General features: G+C 36.8%; 13 protein-coding genes. 12 read left to right on the forward strand and 1 reads right to left on the reverse strand.

Going from position 1 to position 14,114, the window contains the following annotated elements:
• Positions 1–156: 156 nt before the first annotated feature.
• From pth to HOY35_RS11820, 12 genes are all read left to right on the forward strand, one after another.
• Complete coding sequence (gene pth, locus HOY35_RS11765; RefSeq protein WP_172214164.1) at positions 157–729, forward strand: aminoacyl-tRNA hydrolase; 573 nt, start codon at positions 157–159, stop codon at positions 727–729.
• Between the two features lie 3 nt (positions 730–732).
• Positions 733–4,248 (forward strand): transcription-repair coupling factor, encoded by a 3,516-nt coding sequence (gene mfd / locus HOY35_RS11770; protein ID WP_172214166.1) that lies wholly within the window; start codon positions 733–735, stop codon positions 4,246–4,248.
• Positions 4,217–5,698: an oligosaccharide flippase family protein gene (locus HOY35_RS13690; protein ID WP_172214168.1), complete on the forward strand. Its 1,482-nt coding sequence runs from the start codon at positions 4,217–4,219 to the stop codon at positions 5,696–5,698. The genes mfd and HOY35_RS13690 overlap by 32 nt, the downstream gene beginning before the upstream one ends.
• A 45-nt stretch (positions 5,699–5,743) precedes the next feature.
• Positions 5,744–6,001: an RNA-binding S4 domain-containing protein gene (locus HOY35_RS11780; RefSeq protein ID WP_172214170.1), complete on the forward strand. Its 258-nt coding sequence runs from the start codon at positions 5,744–5,746 to the stop codon at positions 5,999–6,001.
• Between the two features lie 220 nt (positions 6,002–6,221).
• The gene (locus tag HOY35_RS11785) at positions 6,222–6,596 is read left to right on the forward strand and encodes a septum formation initiator family protein (RefSeq protein ID WP_172214172.1); all 375 of its coding nucleotides are present in this window, start codon (positions 6,222–6,224) and stop codon (positions 6,594–6,596) included.
• Between the two features lie 119 nt (positions 6,597–6,715).
• Positions 6,716–7,165 carry a S1 domain-containing RNA-binding protein gene (locus HOY35_RS11790; protein WP_172214174.1) on the forward strand — a complete coding sequence of 150 codons (450 nt, stop codon included), beginning with the start codon at positions 6,716–6,718 and terminating at the stop codon, positions 7,163–7,165.
• 221 nt (positions 7,166–7,386) lie between these two features.
• Positions 7,387–8,679: a tRNA lysidine(34) synthetase TilS gene (gene tilS / locus HOY35_RS11795; RefSeq protein WP_172214185.1), complete on the forward strand. Its 1,293-nt coding sequence runs from the start codon at positions 7,387–7,389 to the stop codon at positions 8,677–8,679.
• 1 nt (position 8,680) lies between these two features.
• Positions 8,681–9,253 (forward strand): hypoxanthine phosphoribosyltransferase, encoded by a 573-nt coding sequence (gene hpt / locus HOY35_RS11800; protein WP_172214187.1) that lies wholly within the window; start codon positions 8,681–8,683, stop codon positions 9,251–9,253.
• Positions 9,240–11,324, forward strand: a complete 2,085-nt coding sequence (gene ftsH, locus HOY35_RS11805) for an ATP-dependent zinc metalloprotease FtsH (RefSeq protein WP_283770772.1) — start codon at positions 9,240–9,242, stop codon at positions 11,322–11,324. Before hpt ends, ftsH begins: the two co-directional genes overlap by 14 nt.
• Before the next feature lie 363 nt (positions 11,325–11,687).
• Positions 11,688–12,269, forward strand: a complete 582-nt coding sequence (locus tag HOY35_RS11810) for a xanthine phosphoribosyltransferase (RefSeq protein WP_172214192.1) — start codon at positions 11,688–11,690, stop codon at positions 12,267–12,269.
• A 144-nt stretch (positions 12,270–12,413) separates the two neighbouring features.
• Positions 12,414–12,968 (forward strand): DUF1836 domain-containing protein, encoded by a 555-nt coding sequence (locus tag HOY35_RS11815; RefSeq protein WP_172214194.1) that lies wholly within the window; start codon positions 12,414–12,416, stop codon positions 12,966–12,968.
• Positions 12,940–13,791 carry a DegV family protein gene (locus tag HOY35_RS11820; protein ID WP_172214196.1) on the forward strand — a complete coding sequence of 284 codons (852 nt, stop codon included), beginning with the start codon at positions 12,940–12,942 and terminating at the stop codon, positions 13,789–13,791. Before HOY35_RS11815 ends, HOY35_RS11820 begins: the two co-directional genes overlap by 29 nt.
• Before the next feature lie 77 nt (positions 13,792–13,868).
• Here the strand turns inward: HOY35_RS11820 and HOY35_RS11825 are convergent.
• Positions 13,869–14,114, reverse strand: a 246-nt coding sequence (locus tag HOY35_RS11825; protein ID WP_172285821.1) for an IS3 family transposase, incomplete at its 5' end; no start/stop codon positions are given.

Raw genomic sequence — 14,114 nt, forward strand, 5'->3', positions numbered from 1 at the left:
TTTTGTTATGTCATTATTTTTGCTATAATAGTGACATTAATAAATATCAATTGCTTTATCATAAATCGCAATAATATTTTTTCATGCACAAAATTCTTTGTGCGTTTTTCTGCGTTTACGATAATTTTATAAATGAACAATGTGAGGATGTTTTATATGACAATAATGATTGTTGGATTGGGTAATCCCGGTGATAAGTATCAAGATACAAAGCACAATATTGGCTTTATGGTCGTTGATGAAATTGCCAGAGGAGAGGGACTTACATTCAAGCGTGATAAAGCCTTTCAGGCAGATGTTGCGTCTTATTTTAAAAATGGGGAAAAAGTATACTTAATTAAACCAACTACCTTTATGAATGCTTCAGGTAAAGCGGTCGGTGGTTTGCTGACCTATTTTAATATTCCCAAGGAAAAGCTATTGGTAATTTATGATGACTTAGATAGTGAGGTAGGTAGGCTTCGATTGCGACAAAAGGGCTCGGCTGGTGGGCATAATGGTATTAAGGATATTATTGCGGCAATTGGAACTAACGAATTTGCTCGAATTAAAATTGGTATTGGTCGACCAGAGCATAGTAAAGAAAAAGTTGTAAATTATGTTCTATCAGGCTTTGCTAAAAATGATCATGCTTTAGTGCAAACCGCTGTTAGTAAAGCAGCCTCTGCGGCTGAGGATTATACTAAGCAAGATGAATTTACTAATTTAATGAATAAATATAACGGGTGAGAAATGAATCTAATTGATATATTTGCAAAGAATGAAAAAATAGGACAGTGGCTACGTAATTTTGATAGATCAAATCGTCAATTAATTACTGGCTTAGTAGGCACCTCAAAAGCACTTGCGATTGCGGCGGCCTATGAAAATTATCCCAGACAAATGCTGGTTGTGGTTAAAAATCAATTGGCAGCAACTCAATTGGCAGATGATTTGGCCGGCCTAATTGGCGAAAATCAAGTCTTTACCTTTTTTGCTGATGAAGCTGTCGTGGCTGAATTTGCTTTTGCTTCACCTGAGCGTCGTGCTTCTAGGGTTGAGGTATTAGATTTCCTCATTAGCGGACAGCCTGGGATTGTGATTGTACCAGTTATGGGGCTGAAGAAGCGATTAGCACCGCCTGAAGATTGGCAACGAGCACATATTTTATTTAAAGCTGGTCAGGAATTTGAGCATCATAGCTTAGCACAAAAATTAATCAATTTGGGCTATAAACGAGAGAATCTAGTTGCGACGCCAGGGGAGTTTGCAATCCGTGGCGATATTATTGATATCTATCCATTAGACTCGGAGTATCCACTCCGAATTGAATTTTTTGGCGATGAAATAGACAGTATTCGTAAATTTGATGTGATGACGCAGCGTTCAATTGAAGAAATGTCAGAGCAGCTTATTTCACCGGCTACTGAAAATTATTTTTCAAGCGATGCTTTAAAAAAAGGTACTGAAATTTTGAGTGCCTCTCTAGACAAAAAGCTTGCTACGATTGACGTTCAGTCACAAGATAAGCTTGCCAGTTACTTTAATGAATTAATCGAAGCTGCTCAAAAAGGGGCTTATCATCAAGATTTAAGTAAATTTTCGAGCTATTTCTATGAAAAAGGCCATAGTCTTTTTGACTATTTGTCAAAAGATAGCTTGATTTTCATTGATGATTTACAAAAAATTATGGATATGGCACATAAAATTGATCTTGAAGCGGCAGAGTTCTTAACGCTTGAACTGCATACAGGTCTTGCCTTTTCTGATCAAGAGTATCTGATGCCTTTTTATGAGCAATTAAAACAACAAACAAGGTTAACTTTCTTTTCGGTTTTTCAAAAAGGATTAGGTAATTTACGATTTGATGCATTATTTAATTTTACAAGTCACGTGATGCAGCAATTTTTTGGGCAATTACCATTATTAGCAGAGGAAATCAGACGTTATCAAAAGCAAACGCAAACGGTTATTGTACTCAGTCCGGATCAGCAGCGTTTGGAAAAAACAGTGGAAGCCTTAAACGAATTTAACATGACACCTCAAATAACTAATTCAGAAAATATACTACCTAAGATTTTTCAGGTGACGATTGGCAGTCTGAGTAGTGGTTTTTCATTTCTAGATGAGTCAATGGTTGTCATTACTGAAAAAGAATTATTTCAAGGCTATGCCAAGAAAAGGACGAGACGGCAGGCTATTTCTAATGCAGAGCGTCTTAAGGACTACAATGAGCTCAAAATTGGTGATTACGTTGTCCATAAAAATCATGGGATTGGTCAATATGTTGGCATTGAGACCATTGAAATTAACGGCATCCATCAAGACTATTTAACGATTCGTTATCAGAATTCAGATAAAATTTCAATTCCAGTAACGCATTTGGACCTAATTACTAAATATGTAGCTAGTGAGGGTAAGGTTCCTCATATTAATAAGCTTAATGATACAAAATGGAAGAAAACGCGGCAAAAGGTTTCCAAGCAGGTTGAGGATATTGCTGACGATTTAATTGAACTATATGCTGAGCGTGAAGCTCAGCGTGGTTTTGCCTTTTCTAATGATGATGATAATCAGCAGGTATTTGATGATTCATTTCCTTTTGTTGAAACAGATGACCAGTTGCGGAGTATTGATGAAATTAAACGAGATATGGAAAAAATTCGACCGATGGATCGTTTACTGGTGGGTGATGTTGGCTTTGGTAAAACAGAGGTTGCTTTGAGAGCGGCATTTAAAGCGATTAATGATCACAAGCAGGTGGCAATCCTAGTACCAACTACTATTTTGGCGGATCAGCATTATCAAAATATGCTTAAAAGATTTCAAGGCTTTCCTGTAGAAATTGATATGCTCTCACGCTTTCGGACGAAAAAACAGCAGGAAGCAACGATTGAACGCTTAAAAGAGGGTAAAATCGATATTGTGGTTGGTACTCATCGCATTTTATCTAAAGATATTGTTTTTCGAGATTTAGGGCTAATTATTATTGATGAGGAGCAGCGATTTGGAGTGAAGCATAAGGAACGCTTGAAGCAATTAAGAGCACAGGTCGATGTGCTAACGCTAACAGCGACCCCGATTCCAAGAACACTGCATATGTCAATGCTAGGAATACGTGATTTATCAATTATTGAAACGCCACCGCAGAATCGTTATCCAGTTCAAACCTATGTTCTGGAAACAAATTACGATGTGATCCGCGATGCAATTGAGCGTGAGCTAAGTCGCGGCGGGCAATGCTTCTATTTATTTAATCGAGTAGATATGATTGAGCAGAAGGTCTCAGAGCTGCAAGATATCGTGCCAGATGCCCGAATCGCATACGCACATGGTCAGATGTCTGAGATGCAGCTGGAAAATGTATTAGTTGACTTTTTAGAAGGTGCGTATGATGTCTTAGTGACAACGACCATCATTGAAACAGGTGTTGACATGCCTAATGTCAATACATTATTTGTGGAAAATGCTGATTATATGGGCTTGTCAACGCTCTATCAGCTTCGTGGTCGTGTCGGCAGGAGCAATCGAATTGCCTATGCTTATTTTATGTATCGGCCTGATAAATCGCTGAGTGAGGAAAGTGAGAAACGATTGGAAGCGATTAAAGGCTTTACAGAATTAGGCAGCGGTTTTAAAATTGCGATGCGTGACTTATCAATTCGGGGAGCTGGAAACGTATTGGGTGTTCAGCAGCACGGCTTTATCGATAGTGTTGGCTTTGAAATGTACTCACAGATGCTAGAGGAGGCTGTCCAGCGCAAGCAGGGAACTGAACAAACAGTCCTTAAATCAAATGCGGAGCTTGATCTTAGGATTGATGCATATATTCCAATGACTTATATAACGGATGAACGTCAAAAAATCGAAATTTATAAGCGAATTCGTGAATTTGAGTCAGTCGAAATGTATGATGAGCTGACTGCTGAACTAATGGATCGTTTTGGGGAATACCCAGATGCCGTAGCTTATCTATTAGAAATCGGTTTAATCAAAATGTATGCTGATAATGCACTTGTTGATCTGATTAAAAATAAGGGTGATCAAGTTGAGATTAGAATGAGTGGCAAGGCAGTACAGGTTTTCTTGACGCAAGATTATTTTGAGGCACTAAATGAGACTAAATTACCAGTTACAATCGGTGATGTTAATGGTAAAATGGTAGTTAATTTAGATGCTCGAAAAATTAATCAAAACCAACTTTTAATCGAATTAAAAGCGGTTATAGGTAAATTAAGTGAAATTAAATCAAATAAATCTAAAAAATAGTGCCATCATTTTAATTATTTCAGGTGTGATTGCCAAGGTTTTAGCGGCCTTATATCGTTTTCCATATCAAAATCTGGTTGGTGATTTAGGCTTCTATGCTTATCAGCAGGTATATCCGATGATGGCGATTATTACGACGATTTCTTTAGTTGCTCTGCCCAATTTTATTGCCAAAGCAGTAGCTGGAAAAGCTAAAAGCGCACTTACAGACTATTTGAGTCAGTTTTTTCAAGTTACCTGTTGGCTGTCCTTTGCTTTATTTCTTATCATTGCACTAGCAAGCAAGCCATTAGCCATACTGATGGGTGAGGTAAAGCTCTATCCTGTGATTATTGCGGGGTGCCTGCCTTTGCTTTGTACCCCCTTGTTGAGTGTCTATAGAGGCTACTTTCAGTCGCAAGGGGAGCTTGATGTTACTGCAAAAAGTCAAGTTATTGAGCAGATTGTGCGAGTGCTGATTATCTGGCTAGGAGCCTATTTGTTTGGTGCATGGCAGCTCGATGTTTATCAAACTGCTATTATTGCGATGCTGGGAAGTGTTATTGGAGAAATCGTCGCTATATTGACAATCAATCGACGTCTGCCCTTTAAATTGTGGGGACAGCGTATTAAGCCTGCGGAAGCCAGCAAACTCTTGGTAATTTTTTTTAAAGACAGCTTTAATTTTATCTATTTTGCCATTTTTTTGCTGCTTTTCCAATTGGTAGATGCTTTTGCAGTAAAAAATGCCTTAGTTGCTTCAGGATTAGCAAATTTTTCAGCTCAAATTGAAAAAGGCGTTTTTGATCGTGCGCAGCCCTTTGTCCAGCTGGGCTTAACAATTACCTTGGCAATTATTAGTCAAGCCCTGCCTCAGCTAACCTATACGTATCAAACAAATCGAGTAAAGTATCAGCAATTACTCAAACAAAAAATTAAGGTGATTACAATAGTTAGCCTATCAATTACGATTGGAATGTTGTTAGTGATTGATTTAATGAATCAAGTTTTATTTAAAGATAATCGGGGAATTAAAGCAATTTCCTATTATCTTCTCGCTATTTTTTTGCTAAGTATGATTCAGGTCTTACATCACCATTATGAAATCGCTAGGCGTAGAAAAGTTAATATCTGGTTTTTGTCTGCTGGCTTATTGAGTAAGCTATTGTTAACGTATTTTCTGACTAAATCTTATGGTATTTTTGGCAGTAGTATTTCAACAATAATTAGTTTGTTTATTGTGTTTCTCTGTTATTTTATCAGTGAATACCAGTATTTTTATTTTAAGGTGAAATTTATTTGCTTACTTATTTTAATGAGCGGTATTGTAAGAATAGCCGAGGGATTACTGACATTTAATACACGCTTTGGAATGTTATTTGAAGTGATACTGCTCTCAACGCTCGGTGCAGCTTTTTTGATTGTCTGCCTTCTAAAATTAAAGGTTATTTGCTGGGATGAATTAAAGTGAAGCGAAGGCTACTAAAGAGATGTAGTAATAATAAAAGGAGAATTTATGAGATTAGATAAATATTTAAAGGTTTCTAGAATTATTAAAAGAAGAACAGTTGCTAAGGAAGTAGCGGATAAGGGGCGAATTAAGGTCAATGGCTTACTTGCTAAATCCTCGACCGATTTAAAAATCAATGATGAAGTTGAAATTACCTTTGGTAATAAACGTCTAACCTTTAAAGTGTTAGAAATGAAGGATTCAACTAAAAAAGAGGATGCAGAGCGAATGTATCAAATTTTGAATGAGGAATCAATTAATTAATAAAATAATTAATTTTTAATAGAATTATGTTCTAACTATTTCCTTTCCAATATAAATTTGGTAGAATAGTTGAGAACTATCAATTGTAGGAGTCTAGCTTTAAGCGCTATAAGCAGACCTTTAAGTTGGAATAATTCATAACTTTAAGTGTCTTTATATTTTTTGGGCTTAGGTCAAAGCATTAAAACTGACGCTTTTAGTTTTTGAAAGAGGTGAAGGAATGGGCAAGGATAAAATAACGACTTTGAGTAATGAATATACAAAAGAAGTTAAAAAGCATGAAAGTATGAAAATTCGCTATAAACATTTTAGTCGGCGCCGGATTGCTGGATTAGCAATTCTATCAATCATTCTTTTTACATATCCAACGATTGAACTAGTGAAATCGTTCTCAGTATTAGTGGATACCAAAACAGAGCTTCATCAGATTCAGAAGAAATCTGAGCAGGCGAGTGACGAGGTTGAAAGTAATCAGCGTAAGGTCAAACAGCTTGAAGATAATGATTATGTAGCTAAGGTAGCGCGAAATCGTTATTATTATTCAAAGGATGGTGAACAGGTTTATCGTTTACCAGACACAAATCAAGGTGAATAACTAATTTATGACATGGTAATGCGATGAGCTTCTAAGGTTGATGATCGCATTTTTATATGAGCATAAAATTTTTTAAAAGTTTCTAAATTATAATCGTTTTTAGGAGGATTTTTTTATTTATGTCAATCGAAGTGGGGCAAAAACTTCAAGGAAAAGTAACTGGGATTACAAATTTCGGCGCTTTCATTGATTTGGGCGAAGGCAAGAGTGGTTTAGTACATATTAGTCAAGTTTCAAATGATTTTATTAATAATATCAATGATATTTTATCTGTTGGCGATGTTGTGACTGTAAAAGTAATGCAAATTGCAGATGATGGTAAAATTAGTCTATCTATTAAGCAAGCAATGGATAAGCCAGCTCAATCGCAGAGGACAGAGGCACCAAAGGTCGAACGTGAACCAGTTGAGTTTAAAAAGGACCCAAAAAAATATGCTAAAGATGGCACTGAGCTTTCGGAATTTGATTTAATGATGAAGGGCTTTTTGCGTCAAAGTGAAGAACATCTTGTAGCAATCAAAAGAAGTCGTGAAGGTAAACGTGGTGGCCGTGGCGGTCGAAAAAAATAATGAAATTTTGTTAGCTTAAAATATAAAAAGATGAAAGCTACACAATTGGTGTAAAGCTGGGACAGATATCAAATTCATTTAATTGGGAAGCAATTTATTTGTTTTCTGATGTCTTATTGGAAATAAACAATTTTTTTATTTGCTTATTTCTAATAGGTTTGAAAATTGATGACTGGACCAGTTTTTTTTAGGAATTGATTTTTGAGTGATTGGAGGGCGTAATGTACGATAAGTTTAAACGACACCTGTTAAAGAATACATTTTTTTCAGTACATGATCGGGTTTTAGTAGCGGTCTCAGGTGGGCAAGATTCTATTGCCCTTTTACATTTGCTAAAGGTATTTTCGCTAGATTATCCAATTGATATTACGGTCGTTCACGTTAATCATCGCTTGCGGCCGAGCAGTGATGCTGAAGCGGATTTTGTACGTGCCTTGACCAGTCAGCTCTCGTTACCTTATCATGAGGAGGTCTGGCATCATCAAAAAATCAGTCTTGGGGTGGAAGAAAAAGCGAGAATATTCCGATATAATGTATTTCGACGTTTAATGGTAGATTATGACAAGCTTGTAACGGCGCATCATGCGGATGATCAGGCCGAAACCCTGTTAATGCGTCTGATTCGTGGTAATCGCCTATCTAATTTATCAGGTATTTCTCCAAGACGGCCATTTGCCACTGGTGAGCTAATTCGACCATTATTACCTTTTACAAAATTTGAGTTATCACAGCTCGAGCTTACATTTGTTGAGGATGAATCCAATCAGTCACCAAATTATTTTAGAAATCGTGTCAGAAATCAATACCTGCCATTGTTATCAAAGGAAAATCCGCAATTGACCCATGATATTGTGCAGCTCAGTGAGGAGCTAGTCAGTGCAAATGAGCTGATTTATCATCATATTTCTAAGCTTAAAGAGACGCTACAGAGTAATGGGCGCGTTGATTTATCAATGTTTCAGAAGATAAGCAATAGTGAGCGTTATTTTTTTATTTTGGATTATTTTGAGCAGAATGATATTTTTGATTTATCAAAAAATCGAGTGCAAGAAATATTGAGTCTCTTATCAAATTCTAAACAGTATCAATACAAGCTTAGTGAGCAAAAGCAATTAGTTAAAACCTATGATACATTTTGGATTGAGTGGCTTGATTGTCAGAATACTCAAATTTTGGAAGTTATATTGAATGAAAAAGGCTTTGAAAATGACTGCATTAGCTTTTCATGGCAGCCAAGACCAAACGATTCTTTTATCCCCTTATACTCTATGAAGCCGGTTACGATTCGTTCAAGAAAGGCCGGCGACAAGCTTCAGCTATCGCCTAGTTTAACTAAAAAGGTGAGAAGATTATTAATCGATGATAAAGTTCCAATTGACGAGCGAGAAAAATCGATTATTTTGGAACAAAATGATAAAATAATTGCTGTATTAACAAAAAATAAAACTTATTTGAGTATAAGTCCAGAAACTGATACAATTAAGAATAATCTATATTTTAAATGGAAAGGCTAATATGTTAGACAAAGACATTAAAAAGGTGTTATTCACCAAAGCAGAAATTGATGCCAAGACACACGAACTTGGAAAGCAGCTATCAGAAGATTACGCAGGAAAAAATCCTTTAGTAATTGGTGTTTTAAAGGGTGCGGTGCCATTTTTGGCGGATTTAACGAGAGCAGTTGATGACCATTTAGAAATGGACTTTATGGTTGTATCAAGCTACCATGGAGGTACAACTTCAAGTGGCGAAGTTAAAATTTTAAAGGATTTAGATACAAGTGTTGAAGGTAGGGATATCTTGATTGTTGAAGATATCATTGATACAGGTCGGACATTAAGCTATTTGGTTAATTTATTTAAGTATCGTAAAGCAAATTCAGTGAAAATTGCGACATTACTTGATAAGCCCGAAGGTAGAGTCGTAGATATATCTGCTGATTATGTTTGCTTTAATACACCTAATGAGTTTTTAGTAGGTTATGGCTTGGATTATGATGAAAAATATCGAAATCTGCCGTATGTTGGTGTTTTAAAAGAAGAAATTTATCAGTCATTAGGTGAATTGGAGGAAGTTGATGGAAAATAAGAATGGTTTTTTAAAGAATTCATTTCTTTATATTTTATTAATATTGTCTTTAGTTGTTGTCGTTCAGTTCTTTTTCAGGGGTAGCAGTACAACTGTAAATGAGATTACGTATTCACAATTTTCAGAGCAGCTAGAAGATGGAAAAATTAGCAAAATTAATTATCAGCCATCGGGTAGTGTCATTGAAGTAACTGGTGAGTATAAAGATGAGCAAACGGTAAAGAATGCAAGTGGTTTTAAAATTTGGGGTAATACAAGCGCTAAAACGAAAAATTTTTCAACAATCATTTTACCTAGTGACTCGACCATCTCAGATTTATCAGCAGTCGCAAAAGAAAAAAGTGTTTCTGTTGATATAAAACCAGAAAGCAATAATAGCTTGTGGCTATCATTGGCAATTTCAATTTTACCGATCATTCTTTTGTTCTTATTTTTCTACATGATGATGAATCAAGGACAGCAAGGTGGCGGTGGTCGAGGCGCGATGAGCTTTGGCAAATCACGAGCAAAGGAAGCGGATAAAAAGGCTAATAAGGTTCGTTTTTCTGATGTTGCTGGTGCAGAAGAAGAAAAACAAGAATTGGTTGAGGTCGTTGAATTCTTAAAGGATCCACGTCGATTCAGTGCCTTAGGTGCGCGTATTCCATCAGGTGTCTTACTTGAGGGTCCTCCGGGAACAGGTAAAACATTACTTGCTAAGGCAGTTGCTGGTGAAGCTGGTGTACCATTCTACTCAATTTCGGGTTCTGATTTTGTTGAAATGTTTGTCGGTGTTGGTGCAAGTCGTGTTCGTGATTTATTTGAAACGGCTAAGAAAAATGCCCTAGCTATTATCTTTATTGATGAAATTGATGCTGTCGGTCGCCAGCGTGGCGCCGGTATGGGCGGCGGTCATGATGAGCGTGAGCAGACACTGAATCAATTGCTAGTTGAAATGGATGGCTTTAGTGGCAATGAAGGCGTCATTGTCATTGCGGCTACTAACCGTTCGGATGTGCTAGATCCAGCCTTGCTTCGCCCAGGACGTTTTGACCGTCAAATTTTAGTTGGTCGTCCAGATGTTAAAGGCCGTGAAGCAATTTTGAAGGTTCATGCTAAAAACAAGCCTTTAGCTGATGACGTTGATTTAAAAGTGGTGGCTCAGCAAACACCGGGCTTTGCTGGTGCTGAGCTTGAAAATGTTTTAAATGAGGCAGCCCTAGTTGCTGCGCGTCGTAATAAAAAGAAAATTGATGCAAGTGATATTGATGAGGCAGAGGATCGCGTCATTGCTGGACCTGCCAAGACTGATCGTGCCATTTCCAAGAAAGAGCGTGAAATGGTTGCTTACCACGAGGCTGGGCATACAATTGTTGGTTTAATTTTATCTAATGCGCGTGTTGTCCATAAGGTAACAATCGTTCCTCGTGGACGTGCTGGTGGTTATATGATTGCCTTGCCAAAAGAAGATCAGTTCTTAATGAGTAAAGAAGATATGTTTGAACAATTGGTTGGCTTACTTGGTGGTCGTACTGCTGAAGAAATTGTCTTTGGACAGCAAACGACCGGTGCAAGTAATGACTTTGAACAGGCAACGCAATTGGCTCGTTCAATGGTTACTGAGTATGGGATGAGTGAAAAGCTTGGACCTGTTCAATATGAGGGTAATCATTCCGTTTTCTTAGGCCGCGATTATGGTCAAGGAAAAGGTTATTCTGAACAGGTTGCTTATGAGATTGACCAAGAGGTGCGTCGTATATTAAATGAAGCACATGCGAAGGCACATGAAATCATTGAGTCAAATCGTGATAAGCATAAGCTGATCGCTGAAATGTTGCTTGAGTATGAAACACTTGATGCGGCTCAAATTAAATCATTATTTGAAACGGGTCAAATGCCTGAAGGCTCAAAAACATATGAAGCAAAGGCTATGACCTTTGATGAAGCTAAACGCGCCGTTGAGGAAAAAGATAAGGATAAGACAGACGATAGTCATTCTAGCTCAGCAGATAACTCGATTGCAGACTGGGCAAAGAAAGATAATCAATCAACACAGGATTCTAATTCAGATTCAAATGATTCTAAAGAATAAAATAAATTTTTTAAGTTATTAGCGTGTAGCAGATATTTGCTATGCGCTTTTTTGCCATTGCCACTTACTCTCCGACATTTTTTGTGACTTTAAAAAAATGGAGGCAGTTAGTGGCAAAGGTATGCATTTGAACTTGTTTTTAGAAGCAACCAAAGGGCACTTTAAAAGCTTAGCTCAAGGGTGATTATAATATTGGCGATTCGTTTAATTTATACTGAATTTTTTATGATAATTTGGTAAAATAGTTATCAGTTGAATTACTGAATTATTGACTTAGTGGTAATCATTGTCATTTGATATTTCAGCTTTTAAGTAATTAAATAGCGCAAGTTAGCGATTAAATTAAATTGATTGGAGATTGTTTTGAAATTATTAGAGCAAAAAATTAAGGATGAGGGCATTGTTTTAGGTAGCGAGGTTTTAAAGGTTGACCGTTTTTTAACGCACCAAATTGATCCAGAATTAATGTTTAATATAGGGCAAACCTTTGCAGATGTGTATGCTGATTTGGGAATTACAAAGGTTGTGACCATTGAAGCGAGTGGTATTGCCCCTGCGGTTTATACCGCGCAGCTACTAAATACTCCAATGGTCTTTGCCCGTAAATCAAAGAGCTTGACAATGAATGAAGAGCTATTAACGACTGAAGTTTATTCATTTACTAAGCAAGTAACGAGCACAATTTCAATCTCCAGAAAATTTTTAGGTGAAGCAGATCGCGTGCTCATTATCGATGATTTTTTAGCAAATGGTCAGGCTGCAAAAGGCTTGATAGAGCTTTGTGAGCAAGCTGGAAGCCAGGTTGTGGGCGTTGGTATTGTAATCGAAAAGAGCTTCCAAAGCGGGCGTGAATTATTAGAATCCTTGGCGATTCCGGTAAAATCCTTAGCTAGAATTAAAGGCTTTGTCAATAATCAAGTTGAGTTTTTAGAGGCGGATGCCTAAATAATTGGATAACAGGAGGACTAGAGTAATTAGCAGTCAGCGTTACTCTAGTTTTTTTATTATATATAAGGTTTCGAAAACCGTAATTGACAGTTTCGAGAACCATGATATAATATAAGAAAACTTGTGATAAGGAGGTAGGTAATGGAGAGCTCAGTACCCTTTGAGTCAATTCTTGAGTTTAAGCTGCCTAGATGGGCTGAATTACCAGAAATAGACCTATATATTGATCAGGTTATTCAATTATTAAACCAACATTTAAAGCCTTTATATCTAAATGAGCAAAGTATCATTACGGCGACGATGATTAATAATTACACTAAAAAGGATGTTGCACCAAAGCCTGAAAAGAAACGTTATAGTCGTAAGCATTTAGCAAGCTTTATTGTTATTACGTTAATGAAGTCTAGCTTTACTTTACCAGAGATTCGTCAGGTAATGGACTGGCAGCTAAAAAAAATGGATGCGCAATTGGCCTATGATTATTTTTGTGATAGTCAAGAAATGGCGTTTAGGTTAATTTTAGCTGAAAATGCAACAATTAAAGCGCATTGTGTAAATTGTTCCAAATCAGAGCTAGCAGTTTCATTAGCAGCATTGAGCTTTGCTTCTAAATGGTTAACTAATCAATTGGTCCTACAGGAAAATACGGTTATGATGGAAGGGAAATATGATGGAAAAAATTGCATTATTAGTTGATTCAGGGACTGATGTTCCAAAGGCAGTAATTGAACAGGGTCCAATTTTTATTGCGCCCTTAAATATTCATTATACCGAGGCAACTTATCAAGATTCGGTGAATATCACACCAGAAACGGTTTATCAGCAAATGCCTGATAGAATTCCAACAACCTCAACGCCAAGTGGTGAACAGATTCATGGTATTTTGCACAAAATTAAGGCTGATGGCTATCAAAAGGTAATTGTCATTACGATTTCTAGCGGTTTAAGTGGTACCTTAAATGCAATTCGGATGCAGGCTGAGGAATTTGATAATTTAGAGTTTGCTTTTATTGATACTAAAAATATTTCTGTTGCCAGTGGCTTATCTGTAATCTATGCGGCTAGCCTGATTGCCGCTGGTGATGATTTTCAAACAGTTGTTGCAAAAACTGAAGCACAGTTGACCAATAACAAAATTTTCTTTTATGTTGATACGCTGATGTATTTAATCAAGGGTGGACGTATTGGTCGTGTTTCAGGTATGGTTGGTCAGCTTTTAAATATTAAACCAGTTATTTCATGTGACGAATCAGGTATTTATTATCCTGTCGCTAAGGAGCGCGGTAAAACGAAGGCACTAAAAAAAATAAATCAGCTAGTACATGATTTTGCAGAAAATCATGAGGTCGATATTATCATTGTTAATGCAGATACAAAAGAGCTAGCTGAGAAAATGCGTGAATCGTTACAATCCAGTGGCTTAAAAATTCGTCAATTGCTAAGCTCAGAAGTATCGCCTGCTTTGGGTGTTCATACCGGTCCAGGTGCAATTGGGATAGCTGTTCATCGTGTGAATTAAAATTAAAATAGATAAAAAGAAGCTAAGGTCTTGACCGGAAGTGCAACTACTTTTTGATACAAAATAAAAAGAGCGACTCAATTTAATCTTGCTGATCGGTATTCGACGGGCGAAAGATACCCTAATTTGGATAAAATTCTATTATGATTCCAAAAATAGATGTATTTTTCTACAATATCGATTACTCTAGTATTAGAGCCTATCGGCTCTTTTGAGATGTAGAACGTTTCTGACTTTAGTGAGGCATGAAACGACTCTATTGGAGCGTTATCTGAAGGTGTACCCTTACGGGACATACTTTGGATAACGTTTTTCTGTTTTAC

This window comes from Enterococcus sp. MMGLQ5-1 (assembly GCF_013155265.1).
GTDB lineage: Bacteria > Bacillota > Bacilli > Lactobacillales > Streptococcaceae > MMGLQ5-1.

Bases quoted from the DNA above. Each gene is read 5' to 3' on its own strand.
- pth (WP_172214164.1), top strand. From the start codon at position 157: ATGACAATAATGATTGTTGGATTGGGTAATCCCGGTGATAAGTATCAA.
- mfd (WP_172214166.1), top strand. From the start codon at position 733: ATGAATCTAATTGATATATTTGCAAAGAATGAAAAAATAGGACAGTGG.
- HOY35_RS11780 (WP_172214170.1), top strand. From the start codon at position 5,744: ATGAGATTAGATAAATATTTAAAGGTTTCTAGAATTATTAAAAGAAGA.
- HOY35_RS11785 (WP_172214172.1), top strand. From the start codon at position 6,222: ATGGGCAAGGATAAAATAACGACTTTGAGTAATGAATATACAAAAGAA.
- HOY35_RS11790 (WP_172214174.1), top strand. From the start codon at position 6,716: ATGTCAATCGAAGTGGGGCAAAAACTTCAAGGAAAAGTAACTGGGATT.
- tilS (WP_172214185.1), top strand. From the start codon at position 7,387: ATGTACGATAAGTTTAAACGACACCTGTTAAAGAATACATTTTTTTCA.
- hpt (WP_172214187.1), top strand. From the start codon at position 8,681: ATGTTAGACAAAGACATTAAAAAGGTGTTATTCACCAAAGCAGAAATT.
- HOY35_RS11815 (WP_172214194.1), top strand. From the start codon at position 12,414: ATGGAGAGCTCAGTACCCTTTGAGTCAATTCTTGAGTTTAAGCTGCCT.
- HOY35_RS11820 (WP_172214196.1), top strand. From the start codon at position 12,940: ATGATGGAAAAAATTGCATTATTAGTTGATTCAGGGACTGATGTTCCA.